The organism is Pseudomonas sp. TYF_14, from assembly GCF_043105275.1.
Classification (GTDB): domain Bacteria; phylum Pseudomonadota; class Gammaproteobacteria; order Pseudomonadales; family Pseudomonadaceae; genus Aquipseudomonas; species Aquipseudomonas alloputida.
The window spans coordinates 164,400-180,664 of the sequence record NZ_JBICLK010000027.1 but is presented as its reverse complement, the minus strand read 5'-3'; the positions used below and the strand labels follow the sequence as shown (position 1 = coordinate 180,664).

The window sequence follows — 16,265 nt, the reverse complement described above, 5'->3', positions numbered from 1 at the left end:
GTACAGGCCACTACTAAATCTACCTATACCACTATCACCGGCTTTTGCCTTAAAGCCACAGAACCTTCGCACAGCCTGCCTAGCATGGCCCCATCTCTTCGATGAGGCCATGCCATGAACCACACCACCCCCGGCGCACAGATTAAAGTGCGCAACATCCACAAGCGCTTCGGTGCCTTTACGGCGCTCAACGATGTCTCTCTGGACATCGCCGCGGGCGAACTGGTGTGCCTGCTCGGCCCATCCGGCTGTGGCAAGACCACGCTGCTGCGTTGCATTGCCGGCCTGGAGCGCCAGGATCGCGGTACGCTGTACATCGGCGAACGCGATATCTCCGATCTGTCCCCCCAGGCGCGGGACTACGGCATCCTGTTCCAGTCCTACGCGCTGTTTCCCAACCTTACCGTCGAAGCCAATATCGCCTATGGCCTGACGGGCAGTGGTCGCGAGCAGGCCCGCCAGCGGGTTGCCGAAATGCTCGAACTGGTAGGCCTGTCTGGAAGCGAGAGGAAGTACCCAGGCCAGCTCTCCGGTGGCCAGCAGCAACGTGTGGCCCTGGCCCGCGCGCTGGCACCGTCGCCATCGCTGCTGCTGCTCGATGAGCCGATGTCGGCGCTGGACGCCCGGGTGCGCGAGCACTTGTGCACCGAACTGCGTCAGCTGCAGCGCCAACTGGGCATCACCACGTTGATGGTTACCCACAACCAGGACGAGGCCATGTTGATGGCCGACCGCATCGCGGTGATGAACAACGGCCAGGTCGAGCAGTACGCCACCCCGCAGGAAATCTATGACCACCCGGCCACGCCGTTCGTGGCCGAGTTCGTCGGCCAGGGCAACTGGCTGCCGTTCCAGCGCAGCAGCGACAGCCATGCCCTGGTCGGCGACATGAACATGCGCCTGGCGCCGGGTTCAGCCCAGGCCAGCAGTGGCCGGCTGTTCTGCCGCCCGGAAGCGATCACGGTCAACCCGGTGGTGCACGAAGAAAACCTGTTCCCGGCCATGGTCCGCGAAATCACCTTCCTCGGTAACCGCTGCCGCATGAGCTTTGAACTCAAGGCCCTGCCAGGCCATGCCCTGCTGGCCGAACTGGCCCCCGAGGCCATGCCGCGCCTGGGTTCGCAGGACATCTGGGTGGCGTTGCCGCCGCAGAGCCTGCAGGTGTTTGCCTGAGATGGCCGCGCCAATGTCCCTGCCGTTGAGCCAGGCCAACGCCGCGCCGCGTGCTGGCATCGCCCTGGGTGACCGGCTGTTCGTCATCGGCGGCAAGAGCCTGCTGCTGATCCTGTTGGTGCTGGCCGTGCTGATGCCGTTGCTGGCGATCTTCTGGCGTGGTTTCAGCGGTGAAGCGGGCCAGGGTGGTGGCTTGCTGGCGGCCCGTGAACTGTTCACCAGCGCCAGCTTCCATTGGTTGCTTGGCAACAGCCTGTCGGTGGCCTTCACTGTCGCGGCCATTGTGGTACCGCTGGCCTATTTGTTCGCCTTTGCCCTGCAACGCACGTTGATCCCGGCCAAGGGCCTGTGGCGGGGGATTTCGCTGCTGCCATTGCTGGCACCGTCGATGCTGCCGGCGATCGCCCTGGTCTACCTGTTTGGCAACCAGGGCCTGCTGCGTGGGTTGCTCAGCGACAATATCTACGGCTTCTGGGGCATCGTGCTGGGCGAGGCCATCTATACCTTCCCGCATGCGCTGATGATTCTGCTGTCGGCACTGTCACTGGCCGATGCTCGCCTGTTCGATGCGGCCTCCAGCATGGGGGCAGGCTCGTGGCGTGCGTTCACCAGCATCACCTGGCCGGCCTCGCGCCAGGCGGTATTCGCGGCGTTTTGCCTGGTATTCACGCTGACTATCACAGACTTCGGTGTACCGGTCGTGGTGGGGGGCGACTACCAAGTGCTGGCGCTGGAAGCCTACAAGGCGGTGGTGGGCCAGCAACAGTTCGGCCGTGGCGCACTGATCGGCATGGTGCTGCTGTTGCCGGCCCTGTTCAGCTTTACCGTCGACGCCTGGCTGCGTAGACGCCAGGGCGAGGCCATGGGTGGCCGTGCCCAGGTGTTCGAACCCAAGCCATCACGCGGCCGCGATGCCTGCTTCCTGACCATTGTGCTGCTGGTGTGCGCGGCGTTGCTGGTGGTGATCGGTATGGCGGTGTACTCCTCGCTGGTCACTTTCTGGCCCTACAACCTGTCGTTGTCGCTGCGCCACTACATGTTCGAAGACACTGCCGGTGGCGGCTGGCTGGCCTACCGCAATAGCGTGACCATGGCCATTGGCACCGCGCTGATCGGCAGCATCGTGATCTTCACTGGTGCCTACCTGATGGAGAAGACCCAGGGCCAACGCCTGCTCAACCATGCGCTGCGCCTGCTCAGCTTCATCCCCATGGCCGTGCCGGGCCTGGTACTGGGCCTGGGCTACGTATTCTTCTTCAACCTGAACGGCAACCCGCTGCATGTGCTGTACGGCGGCATGGGGTTGCTGGTGGTGTGCACCATTGCCCATTACCTGACCACCGCGCAGATGACCGCGACCACCGCCCTGCGCCAGCTCGACGGCGAGTTCGAGGCCGCCGCGCTGTCGCTGAAAGCGCCGCTGTACAGGCACTTCCTGCGCGTGACCGTGCCGATCTGCCTGCCGGCACTGCTGGATATCATCCGCTACCTGTTCGTATCGGCAATGACCACCGTGTCGGCAGCGATTTTCCTGTACAGCCCCGACACCCTCCTGGCTGCCGTTGCCGTGCTGAACATGGACGATGCCGGCAACGTTGGCGGTGCCGCCGCCATGTCCACCTTGATCCTGCTGACCAGTGCCGGCGCCTCACTGTTGCTGGCTGCAGCCTCGCGCGGCCTGCTGCGCCGCTCCCAAGCCTGGCGCCAACGCGCCGCGACCGTCTGACCTGTAAGGAACCTACCCATGCACAAGCACCTTGCACTTGCCGTTGCCGTTTCCGCCGTGTTCAGCCTGCAGGCTTCGGCCGCCGATACCCAACTGACGGTCTACACCGCCCTGGAAGCCGAGCAACTGAAAACCTACAAGCAGGCCTTCGAGAAAGCCAACCCGGATATCGAGATCAAGTGGGTGCGTGATTCCACCGGTATCATCACCGCCAAGCTGCTGGCGGAGAAAGAGCGCCCGCAAGCTGACGCTGTGTGGGGGCTGGCGGCATCGAGCCTGGCCATCCTCGACCAGAACGGCATGCTCGAAGCCTATGCGCCAAAGGACCTGGGCAAGATCTCCGGCAATTATCGCGACGCCGCCAACCCGCCAGCCTGGGTCGGCATGGACGTGTGGGCCGCCACCATTTGCTTCAACACCATCGAGGCCGAGAAACAAGGCCTGAGCAAACCGGTGAGCTGGCAGGACCTGACCAAGCCTGAGTACAAAGGCAAGATCGTCATGCCCAACCCGGCCTCGTCCGGCACCGGCTTCCTGGATGTCAGTGCCTGGTTGCAGACCTTTGGCGAGCCGCAGGGCTGGGCCTACATGGATGCGCTGCACCAGAACATTGGCCAGTACGTTCATTCCGGCTCCAAACCGTGCAAGCTGGCGGCGGCGGGCGAGTTCCCGATCGGTATTTCGTTCGAATACCCGGCCGTTCAGCTCAAGCGCCAAGGCGCGCCGTTGGACATCGTGCTGCCAAAGGAGGGTTTGGGCTGGGAGATCGAGGCAACCGCAGTGATCAAAGGCTCGCCCAAGGCCGATGTGGCCAAGCGCCTAGCCGATTTCTCGGCCAGCCCGGCGGCCATGGAACTGTACAAGGAAAACTTCGCCGTACTGGCCGCGCCGGGCATCGCCAAGCCGCAGACCGAGCTACCGGCGGATTATGAGCAGCGGTTGATCAAGAACGACTTTGTCTGGGCTTCTAAAAACCGTGACCAGATTCTGGCCGAATGGCGCAAGCGCTATGACGGCAAGTCGGAGAAGGTGGCCCAGCAGTAACGCTTCACTATTGCAGGGTCGGCCTCTTCGCGGGTAAACCCGCTCCTACGCCGGATTGGTGGTGGACGCACATCGGTGGTTGTACAAAGGCCGCCCGTAGGAGCGGGTTTACCCGCGAAGAGGCCAACCCTGCTGGCTCAAATCTGTGAAACCAGCGCCTCCAACTGCTCCTGCCGCTCAGCCTGATTCATCTTGGCCCCGGGATTCAGGGTGGACCACTGCGGGTGCGCCCGCGCTTTGACCAACGCCTCCGGCAACTTGCCCTCACGCCAGGCCTTTTCATCCAGCTCACCCAGGCGAATGCTGTCTTGCGCCGCATGCCCGCGGTTATCCAGCGCCACCATCAACTGCTGCTGACGCAAGGCCAGCAGACGCAATACCGTGTCGTCCACGGTCAGCTCGCGCTTGCCCTTGAGCTTGCCCATCAACCGCGAACCATAGTTGCGCGCCGTCTGCAGCGCACCGCCGGCAATCGCCCCGGCCAGCGCCGCCGCGCCGAGGGTAAGGCCACCAACCAGCAAATCGACCCCGGCCCCCGCTACCGCCCCCGCCGCCACGCCACTGCCCAGGCGCACGCCCAGCAGTTTCAACGTCTCTGGATTGAACAAATCATCGCCCCAGCGGCCATCCAGCAACGGCAGGTCGCTGGCATGGGCGTCCTCGCGGCGGAAGGCATACAGCTTGAGCAAGGCTTCGACGCAGCGTTGTTCTCGTTGGCGTATGTCCTGGCGCAGCGCTTCGATGGCCCGAGCTTCTGCCGCTGGTTCGGCCTCGACACTGCGCCGGCATGCAGCGCAATCGAGCAGCAGTTCGGCGATCAGGCGCTTGCCGCTGTGCCGGCGTGCCAAACGCTGTGCCTGCTGGTCGTCGATCAGCCGTTGCAGCGCCGGGCGGGCGTTTTCCAGCAGCAGCGCCAGGCTTTCGTACAAACGGCGCTCACCATCCTCTGGCGGGGCCACGCTGTCGAACCGTACCAATGCGTGAAGCCCAAGCCGGGCAAGGGCTTCACGCCATTCCGGCTCACGGTGCTGGCTGCTGGCGACGAAGTTGAGCACCGGCAGCAACGGCTTGCCGCAGTTGGCCAGTACTTCCAGTTCGTCGCGGTACTTGGCCAGCACCGGCTCGCGCGCATCAATCACATACAGCCCGGCGTTGCTGGCCAGCAGTTGGCGCAATACCTTGGCCTCCTGCTCGAAACGTTGGCGCGCTTCGCTGCCCTGCAGAAAGCGCTCCAGCCGGGCCGGGCCGTCCAGGCGCTCGCCCGGGCGCTCCAGACGTTCAAGGTAGTCGAGCAGGGCAATGGCATCTTCCAGGCCGGGCGTGTCGTACAGCTCCAGCAAGGGTTCACCGTCCACGGACAGCCGTGCACCTTCCACATGGCGAGTAGTGCTGGGGCGGTGGGACACTTCGCCAAAACCGACGTCGCGGGTCAGGGTGCGCAGTAGCGAGGTTTTGCCAACATTGGTATGGCCGACCACGGCCAGTTTCAGTGGCTCAGTCATGGCCATGCTCCAGCCAGGTCAGCGGTGAGGTGTCGGCATGTTGCAGGCCAAGGCGGTCAAGGGCTTCGTGCCAATCGCCCAGGCGCTCGGCATCGAGGGGCTGGCCCGGTGCAGCCTGCAGCAGCCAGATACGGGTTGCGCCGGCATTGCGCGCCAGTTCGGCGAGCAGCGCCAAGCTGCCGCGGTCGGGCGAGCGGCGTGGGTCGCAGGCGATGGCCAGGCGTGCCGGTGGGAAGCGGCTGAGCTGCTCCAACAGCCGGTTGCGTGATTCGCGGCTGTCGAGCACGCCGGCATCGGTCACGCTTTTGGGCAGGGCCGGTGGCCAAGGGCGCTGGTCGTCCAGCTCCAGGCCCACCAGCAGGGCACCGCTGCTGCCGCTTTCCAGCTGCCCGGCGGCAAACTGTGGCAAGGCTTGCGGGGCAGCATCCTGCACGCCGATGCGCTCGCTGCGCGGCATCAGTGCCTCGCGCAGTTGCGCGTAGCCGGGCAGGCCCAGGTCCAGCGTCAGGCGTTCACGGCCCTGGCGCCAGCGCCACAGGCATAGCCCGGCCAGCAGCAGGCGGGGCAGCAGGCCGTATACCAGCACCACGCCGAGCAGCCAGCTGGCCCAGGCCTGGCGGGCCACGTCCAGGGCTGGCAGGCTGTCGCCGCTGGCGCGGATCATGGCTTCGTCGGGCACGGCGAAGCCCAGCAACGACGGGAGGGCGCCCAGTGCTTGGGTCAGGTGAATGAACGGGTCGGCGGCGAGCAAGGTGGTTTCCCAGACAAAGCCATAGCGCCGGGTCGCCAGCAAGACCAGTAGCATGCCCAGCGCGGTGAGCATCGCCAGCAGCCACAGGCCGTGTACCAACAGGCCGAGCAGCCACCGGTTGAGGCGTTGACGTTGCAGCAGCACCAGCAGCGCTGGCGCCAGGTGCGCGGCCTTGGCATCGCGGGCAAAGCGTTCGCTTAGCCACAGCCACAAGCGGCCCAGCCCTGCGCCATGCTCGCCGCTCAGGGCAAAACCCATGCCCCAGCCAAGTAGCATCAGCAGGTTCAGCCCGAGCAGGCTGCCCAGCGCCCAGAACACATTCACCGGGCGCTGCCCGTCACCGAGGGCGGCCAGCCCCAGGCCCGTGCCGCTGAGCATGGCCATCAGCAACAAGGCCAGCAGCGCCAGGCGCGCGCCCTGCTTCCAATGGCGCAGGGCGCCGGTCATGTCATCGCGCTCGGCCAGGAACAGCGCACGCGTTTCGATGCGCGTGGCCAGGTCGCCACCTAGCTGGCGGGCGTGGCGGTTGGCTTCCTGGTCTTCCAGCGGGCCGGCATGTTCTTCGCGCAGGCGTACCGCTTCGGTGAGCCAGCGCTTGTCCAGTGGCGTGGGTGCAGTCACAAGGTCTTCCATTGCACAGGTCAAGGCAGAAGCATAACCCACACGCCCGGTGCTATCCTCGCCGGCATGAATACATCACTCCCCCTCAGCCTGATCGCGGCTTATGCCGAGAACCGCGTGATCGGCATCGACAACTCCATGCCCTGGCATTTGCCGGGGGACTTCAAGTACTTCAAGGCCACCACCCTGGGCAAGCCGATCATCATGGGGCGCAAGACCTGGGACTCGCTGGGGCGGCCGCTGCCTGGGCGGCTGAACATCGTGGTCAGCCGCCAGCCGGGGCTTGAACTTGCAGGTGCCGAAGTGTTCGCTTCGCTTGAACAGGCGTTGGTGCGGGCCGAGCAGTGGGCGCGCGAGCAGGGCATCGGTGAGCTGATGTTGATTGGTGGGGCGCAGCTGTATGGGCAGGCGCTGGAGAAGGGGCTGGTCAGCCGCATGTACCTGACGCGGGTTGAGTTGGCGCCAGAGGGGGATGCGTGGTTCCCGGCGTTTGATGAAGGGCAGTGGAGGCTGACTTCTAGCGAGGCACAGGCTGAGGAAGGTAAGCCGGTGTATCACTTCGAGGTTTGGGATAAGGGGTGAGATTGTTGGGGGCTGCTTTGCAGCCCTTCGCGGGTGAACCCGCTCCTACGGGGGGGCGCAGGGGGTTGAGGTTTTGAGCAAGACACGAGCGGCCTTGTCGCGAAAGGGGCGCAATGCGCCCCGGCGATCTGTCAGGTGTGGCTCAGATCGGCATGTTCATCACCGGCCAGCACTTCCTTGTCAGTCTCTTTCAACAGCTGGCTGGTGACAACGCCCGCCGTCATCGAACCGTTCACGTTCAACGCCGTACGGCCCATGTCGATCAGCGGTTCCACCGAAATCAGCAACGCCACCAGTTCCACCGGCAAGCCCATGGCTGGCAGCACGATCAGCGCGGCAAAGGTGGCACCGCCGCCCACGCCGGCAACCCCTGCAGAGCTCAGCGTGACGATGGCCACCAGGGTGGCGATCCACAGCGGGTCGAAGGTGTCGATGCCTACTGCTGGCGCGACCATCACCGCCAGCATGGCTGGATAGAGCCCGGCGCAGCCGTTCTGGCCAATGGTGGTGCCGAACGATGCGCTGAAGCTGGCGATCGATTGCGGCACGCCCAGACGGCGGGTTTGTGCCTCGATGTTCAGCGGAATGCTGGCGGCGCTGGAGCGGCTGGTGAAGGCGAAGGTCAGCACCGGCCACACCTTGCGGAAGAAGCGCAGCGGGCTCACGCCGGTGGCGGCGAGGATGATGCCGTGCACCACGAACATCAACCCCAGGCCCAGGTACGACACCACCACGAAGCTGCCCAGCTTGAGGATGTCCTCCGTGTTGGAACTGGCCACTACTTTGGTCATCAACGCCAGCACGCCATAGGGGGTCAGCTTCATCACGACCCGCACCAGGCGCATTACCCAGGCCTGCAGGGTGTCGATGGCCGACAGGGCGCGCTCGCCCTTCTCGGCGTCGTCCTTGATCAACTGGAGCGCGGCCAGGCCGAGGAACACGGCAAAGATCACCACGCTGATGATCGAGGTCGGCTTGGCCCGCGCCAGGTCGCCTATCGGGTTGCTGGGGATGAACGACAGCAGCAGTTGCGGGATGTTGAGGTCGGCGACCTTGCCCGCGTAGTCACTGTGGATAACCTGCATGCGTGCGCTTTCCTGGGCGCCGGCCACCAGGCCCTCGGCACTGAGGCCGAACAGGTTGGTCAACACAATGCCGATCAGGGCGGCAATGGCCGTGGTCAGCAGCAGGGTGCCGATGCTCAGCACGCTGATGCGGCCCAGTGAAGAGGCATTGTGCAAACGTGCCACGGCACTGAGGATCGAGGCGAAGATCAGCGGCATGACAATCATCTGCAACAGGCCGACATAGCCGTTGCCGACCAGGTCGAGCCAGGCGATGGTTGCCTTGAGCACGGGGTGGCCAGCGCCATAGATCGTGTGCAGCACAAGGCCGAAGACCACGCCCAGCACCAGGCCAAGCAGTACCTTCTTGGCCAGGCTCCAGTCGGTGCGGCGGGTTTGTGCCAGACCCAGCAACAGGGCCAGGAATGCCAGCAGGTTGAGTGACAGCGGCAGGTTCATTGAAGCTCCAGCAGAAAAAAGCAGAAGTGGCATCGCCTCTGTGAGCGATTGCGAACGGAAATGCTAACAGCCTGAAAACAAACGAATTTATACCTAAATGGAATTTCCATAGTCGTTTATGGAATAACGGGATGTCGCAGATTGCAATGAACAAGGCGTTTGCAGCTGCCTGGAGGTCGTTATCGGGGGCTTGCAGTGGGGATTGTTGCACTAGCGTTTCTGGGTCATTTCAGGAGATTCGTACATGAAAGTCGCTGTGAAAGCCGCCGCCATCGGCCTGTCCCTGCTGTTCAGTATCGAAACCTTCGCCACGGAGCTCAAACACTGGCCCGCCGACGCGGCCAAACAGCTCGACAGCATGATCGCCGCCAATGCCAACAAGGGTAACTACGCGGTGTTTGACATGGACAACACCAGTTACCGCTATGACCTGGAAGAAGCCTTGCTTCCGTTCATGGAAAACAAGGGGCTGCTAAGCCGCGACAAGCTCGACCCTTCGTTGAAGCTGATGCCGTTCAAGGACACTGCCGAGCACAAGGAAAGCCTGTTCAGTTACTACTACCGGCTGTGTGAAATCGATGACATGGTCTGCTACCCGTGGGTAGCCCAGGTGTTCTCCGGCTTTACCCTCAAGCAGCTGAAGGCGCAGGTGGATGAGCTGATGGCTTCGACCAAGCCGATCCCCAGCACCTATTACGAAGGCGACCAGGTCAAGGCCATCGAGGTTCAGCCGCCCAAGGTCTTCAAGGGCCAGGCCGAGCTGTACAACAAGCTGATGGAGAATGGCATCGAGGTCTATGTGGTTTCGGCGGCCTCCGAAGAGCTGGTGCGCATGGTCGCCTCGGACCCCAAGTATGGATACAACGTGAAGCCCCAGAACGTGATTGGCGTGAGCCTGCTGCTCAAGGACCGCGCCAGCGGACAGCTGACCACTGCGCGCAAGCAGATCAGCGCCGGGCACTACGATGCCAAGGCTAACGAGGGCCTGGAGCTGACCCCTTACCTGTGGACCCCGGCCACCTGGATGGCGGGCAAGCAGGCGGCGATCCTTACCTACATCGATGAGTGGAAGAAACCGGTGCTGGTGGGCGGCGACACGCCGACCAGCGATGGCTACATGCAGTTCCACGGGGTGGATGTGGGCAAAGGCGGTATCCACCTGTGGATAAACCGCAAGGCCAAGTACATGGACCAGCTCAACGGGATGATTGCCAAGAATGCGGCGGCGCAGGCCAAGGAAGGGTTGCCGGTGACGGCAGACAAGAACTGGGTGATCGTCACGCCGGAGCAGATCCAGTAACGGGAATATCAACCATCGCGGCCCACAATGAGGGTCTGGGCCGCTTTCTGGTCAATGTTCTTCGCCAACAGGGTCACTTGTTCAATGGCACGTTCACGGATCCTGGCGCCCTCAGGGCCTAGGGTCTGTTCGACCACTACACTGTGCGCCTGGTTAATCCCAACGAAGCGAAACCATGTGTCGATGAAGGTTTTTTCCAGGCCAAAATACTGGTCGGGTGTCTGTGAGGCGGGCCCGTAGCCCAAACCACGGGTGTAGATGGCAACCGCTCGACGCCCGCCAAGCATGCCGTTCAACCCGTGTTCATCGAGGGTGAACAGCACATCTTTGTGCGAAATTGCGTCGATCAGGTGCTTGAGCTTGTACGGAATACCGAAATTCCACAGCGGTACGCTGAACACCAAGGTATCCGCCCGGTGGAACCGTTGAGCGAGGGTCTTGATCCGATCCCATGCAGCGGCCTGTGCGGTTGACAGCGGGGCATCGGCAAGCCCCGCGTACTTCGCCGCGAGCAAGGCGCCATCTACCTCAGGCAGCTCACATTCCCAAGGATTCAAGTGATCGATTTCCACCGCTTTGCGCTCGGCCAATGCCGCCAGGAACACGTCGGTAATCTGAGCGGAAACGGACCGCTCTCCTCTGGGTGAGGCGCAGACATACAAGATACGTTCAACCACGGGGCTTCTCCCAGGTAGTGTTGATGAGCCTTGCCTGACGCTTCACCGCCCAGGCGTTCGGCGCACAGTCTGATTCAGGGCGATTCATTATAGAAATGACGTATGCTCACGAGATTGAGTGAGATAGGTGATGAATCTGTGTTCGATACTGTGCTTTTGCGGAGCTTGATTGCCGTTGCCGACACCGGTGGTTTCACCCGCGCTGCGCACAGGCTGCACCTAACGCAGTCGGCGATCAGCGCTCATATTCGGCGGCTTGAACGCGAAGCTGGACAAAAATTGCTGGAGCGTACGACCCGTTCGGTCAGCCTGACACCCGCAGGCGCTCGGTTGGCAGGCTATGCCCGCACCATCCTGGCGTTGCACGATGATGCCCGCGCAAGCCTTGGAGCAGGGCGGCGGGTGTCAGGCACGGTGTACGTGGGGTTGAGCGAGGAAATGGTGAAAGCCCCGATCATCGACTGCATGCGTCGTTTTTCGGTGGCACATCCCGATGCAGAGGTGTCCCTGACCGTCGGCCTGACTGGGGAGTTGCTCTCGCTCGTCCACTCGGGTGGGCTGGATATCGTATTGGGCAGCCGCTGCAGCGATGAAGAACGGGGCGAGGTGCTTTGGTCCGAGCCATTGGTGTGGGCGAGAGGGCCGATTGCGCTGGGCAGCGATGAGGTCACCACGCCTGTGCCCTTGGCGGTATTTTCTGATCAATGCCCTTATCGGGCCGCAGCTATCGAGGCCTTGGTACGCGCCGGGCGGCAATGGCGCATCGTTTGCCAGAGCCCAAGTGTCGGCGGGCTGATGACCGCCGTAAGTGGCGGGCTTGGGGTAACGCCTGTCACGCGATCGTCTGCTCTGGCTGCCGGCCTGGTGGAGGTGTCGACGTTGCCAGCCTTGCCTCAAGCGCAGTTCGTGCTGACGTCGGCGGCGACACCGAAGCGCTCGGCTGCCCTGCTGCTGGCGCAATTACGCCAATGTGTCGCGAAGGGAGAGCTTTGATCCGGCCTTTATCCACAGGCAAAAAAAACCGGCGTACGAGACGCCGGTTGTGCAAATGCCAGAAAAGCCCTTACAGCCCTTCGAGCATTGCCTTGTTACGCACTGCGCCTTTGTCGGCACTGGTGGCCAGCAGGGCATAGGCCTTGAGCGCGGTGGTTACCTTGCGTGGACGGACCTCGGCTGGCTTCCAGCCCTTCTTGTCCTGCTCGACACGGCGTTGCGCCAGCTCTTCATCGCTGACCAGCAGGTTGATCGAGCGGTTAGGGATGTCGATCAGTACCTTGTCGCCGTCGCGCACCAGGCCGATGGCGCCGCCCGCCGCGGCCTCTGGCGAGGCGTGGCCGATCGACAGGCCCGAGGTACCGCCCGAGAAGCGACCGTCGGTGAGCAGGGCGCAGGCCTTGCCCAGGCCTTTGGACTTGAGGTACGAGGTCGGGTACAGCATCTCTTGCATGCCCGGGCCGCCTTTCGGGCCTTCGTAGCGGATGATGACGATGTCGCCGGCTTTCACCTCGTCGGCGAGGATGCCGCGCACGGCGCTGTCCTGGCTTTCGAAGATCTTCGCGGTGCCCTCGAACACGTGGATCGATTCGTCGACACCGGCGGTTTTGACCACGCAGCCATCCAGTGCGATGTTGCCGTACAGCACGGCCAGGCCGCCCTCTTGCGAGTAGGCGTGTTCAAAGCTGCGGATACAGCCGTTTTCACGGTCGTCGTCGAGGGTTTCCCAACGGGTCGACTGGCTGAATGCGGTCTGGGTCGGGATACCGGCAGGGCCAGCCTTGAAGAAGGTGTGCACAGCTTCGTCATCGGTCTGGGTGATGTCCCATTTGGCGATGGCTTCTTCCATGCTGCGGCTGTGCACGGTCGGCAGGTCGGTGTGCAGCAGGCCGCCACGGGCCAGCGAACCGAGGATGCTGAAGATGCCGCCGGCGCGGTGGACGTCTTCCATGTGGTACTTCTGGATGTTCGGCGCCACTTTGCACAGCTGCGGCACTTTGCGTGACAGGCGGTCGATGTCGCGCAGGTCGAACGCCACTTCGCCTTCCTGTGCTGCTGCCAGCAGGTGCAGGATGGTGTTGGTCGAGCCGCCCATGGCGATGTCCAGCATCATGGCGTTTTCGAACGCTTTGAAGTTGGCGATGCTGCGTGGCAGGACCGACTCGTCATTCTCGCCGTAGTAGCGCTTGCACAGCTCGACGATGGTACGGCCGGCCGTGAGGAACAGCTGCTCGCGGTCGGAGTGGGTGGCCAGGGTCGAACCGTTGCCCGGCAGGGCCAGGCCCAGGGCTTCGGTCAGGCAGTTCATCGAGTTGGCGGTGAACATGCCGGAGCACGAACCACAGGTCGGGCAGGCGCTGCGCTCGTATTCGGCGACTTTCTCGTCGGAGGCCGTGGAGTCGGCCGCGATGACCATGGCATCGACCAGGTCCAGGCCGTGGCTGGCCAGCTTGGTCTTGCCGGCTTCCATCGGGCCGCCGGAAACGAAGATCACCGGGATGTTCAGGCGCAGGGCGGCCATCAGCATGCCGGGGGTGATCTTGTCGCAGTTGGAGATACAGACGATGGCGTCGGCGCAGTGCGCATTGACCATGTATTCCACGGCGTCGGCAATGATTTCGCGGCTTGGCAGCGAGTACAGCATGCCGTCGTGGCCCATGGCGATGCCGTCATCGACCGCGATGGTGTTGAATTCCTTGGCCACGCCACCGGCGCGTTCGATTTCGCGAGCCACCAGCTGGCCCAGGTCCTTCAGGTGCACATGGCCCGGGACGAACTGGGTGAACGAGTTGGCGATGGCGATGATCGGTTTCTTGAAGTCTTCGTCCTTCATCCCGGTGGCGCGCCACAGGGCACGGGCGCCGGCCATGTTGCGGCCTTGGGTGGAAGTCTTGGAACGATAATCAGGCATGAAACACTCCTGGCGGCTTAATCAGGTCACAAATAGGGGAGTGAGCTTCTCTTGTCCTTTGCGCCGCAGGCCGGTTGCCACTGGCACGGATGGGGCCAAGACCGCGCGGGATCGCCGCGTGCTTGACCAGAGCTCATAAACCCGCCGGGGATGACTGGCGATGAATAGGCCGATTCTACACCGCTGGCGCGGTGAGGGAATGCAGATGTGGATGGTTGGCGGGGGGATTGCGGCAGGAAAGGGCCGCTGGGCGGCCCTTTTTGGCAGATATCAGCTGTTTGGCAGTAACCGGCAGGTGATGCTTTTGATGTAGCGGGTTTCGGCGATGGCCGGGTGTACCGGGTGATCCGGGCCCTGACCGCCTCGCTCGAGCAGCTGCATGTTGCGGTCCAGGTGGCGGGCACTGGTCAGCAGGATGTTGTTCAGGTCGTCCTCGGGCAGGTGCATCGAGCACGAGGCGCTGACGAGGATGCCGTCTTTGTTCAACATGCGCATGGCCTGTTCGTTCAGGCGGCGGTAGGCCGCTTCGCCGTTTTTCAGGTCCTTCTTGCGCTTGATGAAGGCAGGTGGGTCGGCAATGATCACGTCGAAGCGTTCTTCGGCCGCCTTGAGCTCTCGCAGGGCTTCGAACACGTCGCCTTCGATGCAGGTCAGCTTCTCGCTGATGCCGTTCAGTGCAGCGTTACGCTCCACGCCGTCCAGGGCAAAGCCCGAGGCATCGACGCAGAACACTTCGCTGGCGCCGAAGGCACCGGCCTGCACGCCCCAGCCGCCGATGTAGCTGAACAGGTCGAGTACACGCTTGCCCTTCACGTACGGTGCCAGGCGGGCGCGGTTCATGCGGTGGTCGTAGAACCAGCCCGTCTTCTGGCCTTCGCGCACCGGAGCTTCGAACTTGACGCCGTTCTCTTCCAGCGGCACCCAGTCCGGCACTTCGCCGTAGACGGTCTCGACATAGCGCTGCAGGCCTTCGGCGTCGCGCGCGGCCGAATCGTTCTTGAACAGGATGCCGCTGGGCTTGAGCACCTGCACCAGTGCGGCGATCACGTCATCCTTGTGCGCTTCCATGGTGGCCGAGGCCAACTGCACCACGAGGATATCGAAGAAACGGTCGACCACCAGGCCTGGGAGCAGGTCGGAGTCACCGTAGACCAGGCGGTAGCACGGCTGCTCGAACAGGCGCTCGCGCAGCGACAGGGCGACGTTCAGGCGGTGTACCAGCAGCGACTTGTCCAGCGGCAGCTTGATGTCGCGTGACAGCAGGCGGGCGCAGATCAGGTTGTTCGGACTCAGCGCGACGATGCCCAGCGGCTTGCCGTTGGCTGCCTCGAGAATGGCCTGCTGGCCCGCCTGGAAGCCTTGCAAAGGGGTCGCGCTGACATCGACTTCGTTGCTGTAGACCCACAGGTGGCCGGCGCGCAGGCGGCGGTCGGCATTGGCTTTGAGGCGAAGGCTGGGCAGGGACATGACGTCGCTCCGGGAAAAAGAGCGGGATTATAGCGTGTCTGCTGTGCTTTCGCCTTTAGAGGTGTGGTAACTGGGAGCGCTTAGAGGGTTAAAATGCCGCGTCCTAAACGAGTGTGCACGTATGTCCCAAGAACTCAGCGCCGAACAGATCCAGCAAGCCTTGCAAGGCATCACCATCCCGCCTCAACCGCAGATCATGGTCGATCTGCAGTTCGAGCAGTACATGCCTGACCCAGACCTGGAAACCATCGCCAAGCTGATTTCCCAGGACCCGGGCCTCTCTGGCGCCTTGCTCAAGCTGGTCAACTCTCCGCACTTCGGCTTGTCGAACAAGATCGGTTCGATCCAGCGTGCGGTGAACCTGCTGGGTAGCCGTTCGATCATCAACCTGATCAACGCCCAGTCGATCAAGGGCGAGATGAGTGACGAGACCATCGTTACCCTCAACCGCTTCTGGGATACCGCCCAGGACGTCGCGATGACCTGCCTGACGCTGGCCAAGCGTACCGGCATACAGGCGGCGGACGAGGCCTATACCCTTGGCCTCTTCCATGACTGTGGCGTGCCGTTGATGCTCAAGCGCTTCCCCGATTACATGGACGTGCTGGAAGAGGCATACGCCAAGGCCGACGAAGAAACACGCGTGGTCGATACCGAAAACCGCACGTTCAACACCAACCATTCAGTGGTCGGCTACTTCACAGCCAAATCCTGGCGCTTGCCCGAGCACCTCAGTGCGGCCATCGCCAACCACCACAATGCCTTGGCCGTGTTCCGCGACGATACCTCGCGCAATACCCAGAGCCAGCTGAAAAACCTGCTGGCGGTGCTGAAGATGGCTGAGCATATCTGCGCGTCCTACCGGGTGCTGGGCAACCAGGCGGTGGACCACGAATGGAATGTGGTGGGCCCCTTGGTGCTCGATTACATTGGATTGTCGGAATACGATTTCGAAAACCTCAAGCAGAACATTCGCGAGTTGGGCGGACACTGA

The 16,265-nt window shown here is 63.0% G+C and carries 13 protein-coding genes; 7 read left to right on the top strand and 6 right to left on the bottom strand.

The genetic code is table 11. From position 1 onward, the window contains the following. Positions 1-114 precede the first annotated feature (114 nt). From ACF8O8_RS07745 to ACF8O8_RS07735, 3 genes are read left to right on the top strand one after another with little or no spacing between them, the layout of a single operon-like run. Positions 115-1,173, top strand: a complete 1,059-nt coding sequence (locus tag ACF8O8_RS07745; protein ID WP_392509469.1) for a putative 2-aminoethylphosphonate ABC transporter ATP-binding protein — start codon at positions 115-117, stop codon at positions 1,171-1,173. Position 1,174: 1 nt separating this feature from the next. Beyond that, positions 1,175-2,899: a putative 2-aminoethylphosphonate ABC transporter permease subunit gene (locus tag ACF8O8_RS07740; protein ID WP_392509468.1), complete on the top strand. Its 1,725-nt coding sequence runs from the start codon at positions 1,175-1,177 to the stop codon at positions 2,897-2,899. Between the two features lie 18 nt (positions 2,900-2,917). After that, positions 2,918-3,943 (top strand): putative 2-aminoethylphosphonate ABC transporter substrate-binding protein, encoded by a 1,026-nt coding sequence (locus ACF8O8_RS07735; protein WP_010955671.1) that lies wholly within the window; start codon positions 2,918-2,920, stop codon positions 3,941-3,943. A gap of 137 nt (positions 3,944-4,080) precedes the next feature. Here ACF8O8_RS07735 and ACF8O8_RS07730 read toward each other — a convergent pair whose 3' ends face one another. Next, entirely contained in the window at positions 4,081-5,445 is a 1,365-nt protein-coding gene (locus ACF8O8_RS07730; RefSeq protein WP_392509467.1) for a GTPase/DUF3482 domain-containing protein, read from the bottom strand. Further along, positions 5,438-6,829, bottom strand: coding sequence for a DUF2868 domain-containing protein (locus tag ACF8O8_RS07725; RefSeq protein WP_392509466.1), 1,392 nt, complete (start codon positions 6,827-6,829; stop codon positions 5,438-5,440). Before ACF8O8_RS07725 ends, ACF8O8_RS07730 begins: the two co-directional genes overlap by 8 nt. Before the next feature lie 54 nt (positions 6,830-6,883). On the opposite strand from ACF8O8_RS07725, the gene ACF8O8_RS07720 reads away from it, so the two are divergent. Further along, positions 6,884-7,399: a dihydrofolate reductase gene (locus tag ACF8O8_RS07720; protein WP_392509465.1), complete on the top strand. Its 516-nt coding sequence runs from the start codon at positions 6,884-6,886 to the stop codon at positions 7,397-7,399. Between the two features lie 131 nt (positions 7,400-7,530). Here ACF8O8_RS07720 and ACF8O8_RS07715 read toward each other — a convergent pair whose 3' ends face one another. Then, on the bottom strand, positions 7,531-8,922 hold the full coding sequence (locus ACF8O8_RS07715; protein WP_392509464.1) for an L-cystine transporter: 1,392 nt from the start codon (positions 8,920-8,922) through the stop codon (positions 7,531-7,533). Positions 8,923-9,166: 244 nt separating this feature from the next. Here ACF8O8_RS07715 and ACF8O8_RS07710 point away from each other — a divergent pair, with 244 nt between their 5' ends. Next, a complete protein-coding gene (locus tag ACF8O8_RS07710) occupies positions 9,167-10,222 on the top strand; it encodes a phosphorylcholine phosphatase (protein WP_021783642.1) in 1,056 nt (351 codons plus the stop codon). 8 nt (positions 10,223-10,230) lie between these two features. Here ACF8O8_RS07710 and ACF8O8_RS07705 read toward each other — a convergent pair whose 3' ends face one another. Beyond that, positions 10,231-10,899, bottom strand: a complete 669-nt coding sequence (locus ACF8O8_RS07705) for an FMN-dependent NADH-azoreductase (RefSeq protein WP_392509463.1) — start codon at positions 10,897-10,899, stop codon at positions 10,231-10,233. Positions 10,900-11,001: 102 nt separating this feature from the next. On the opposite strand from ACF8O8_RS07705, the gene ACF8O8_RS07700 reads away from it, so the two are divergent. After that, positions 11,002-11,892 carry a LysR family transcriptional regulator gene (locus tag ACF8O8_RS07700; RefSeq protein ID WP_392509462.1) on the top strand — a complete coding sequence of 297 codons (891 nt, stop codon included), beginning with the start codon at positions 11,002-11,004 and terminating at the stop codon, positions 11,890-11,892. Between the two features lie 70 nt (positions 11,893-11,962). On the opposite strand, the gene ilvD is transcribed toward ACF8O8_RS07700, so the two are convergent. Together ilvD and ACF8O8_RS07690 are read right to left on the bottom strand one after the other, a co-directional pair. Beyond that, positions 11,963-13,804 (bottom strand): dihydroxy-acid dehydratase, encoded by a 1,842-nt coding sequence (gene ilvD, locus ACF8O8_RS07695; RefSeq protein ID WP_010955664.1) that lies wholly within the window; start codon positions 13,802-13,804, stop codon positions 11,963-11,965. Between the two features lie 270 nt (positions 13,805-14,074). Beyond that, complete coding sequence (locus tag ACF8O8_RS07690; RefSeq protein WP_010955663.1) at positions 14,075-15,271, bottom strand: class I SAM-dependent rRNA methyltransferase; 1,197 nt, start codon at positions 15,269-15,271, stop codon at positions 14,075-14,077. Between the two features lie 175 nt (positions 15,272-15,446). Here ACF8O8_RS07690 and ACF8O8_RS07685 point away from each other — a divergent pair, with 175 nt between their 5' ends. Next, positions 15,447-16,265: an HDOD domain-containing protein gene (locus tag ACF8O8_RS07685; RefSeq protein ID WP_172835041.1), complete on the top strand. Its 819-nt coding sequence runs from the start codon at positions 15,447-15,449 to the stop codon at positions 16,263-16,265.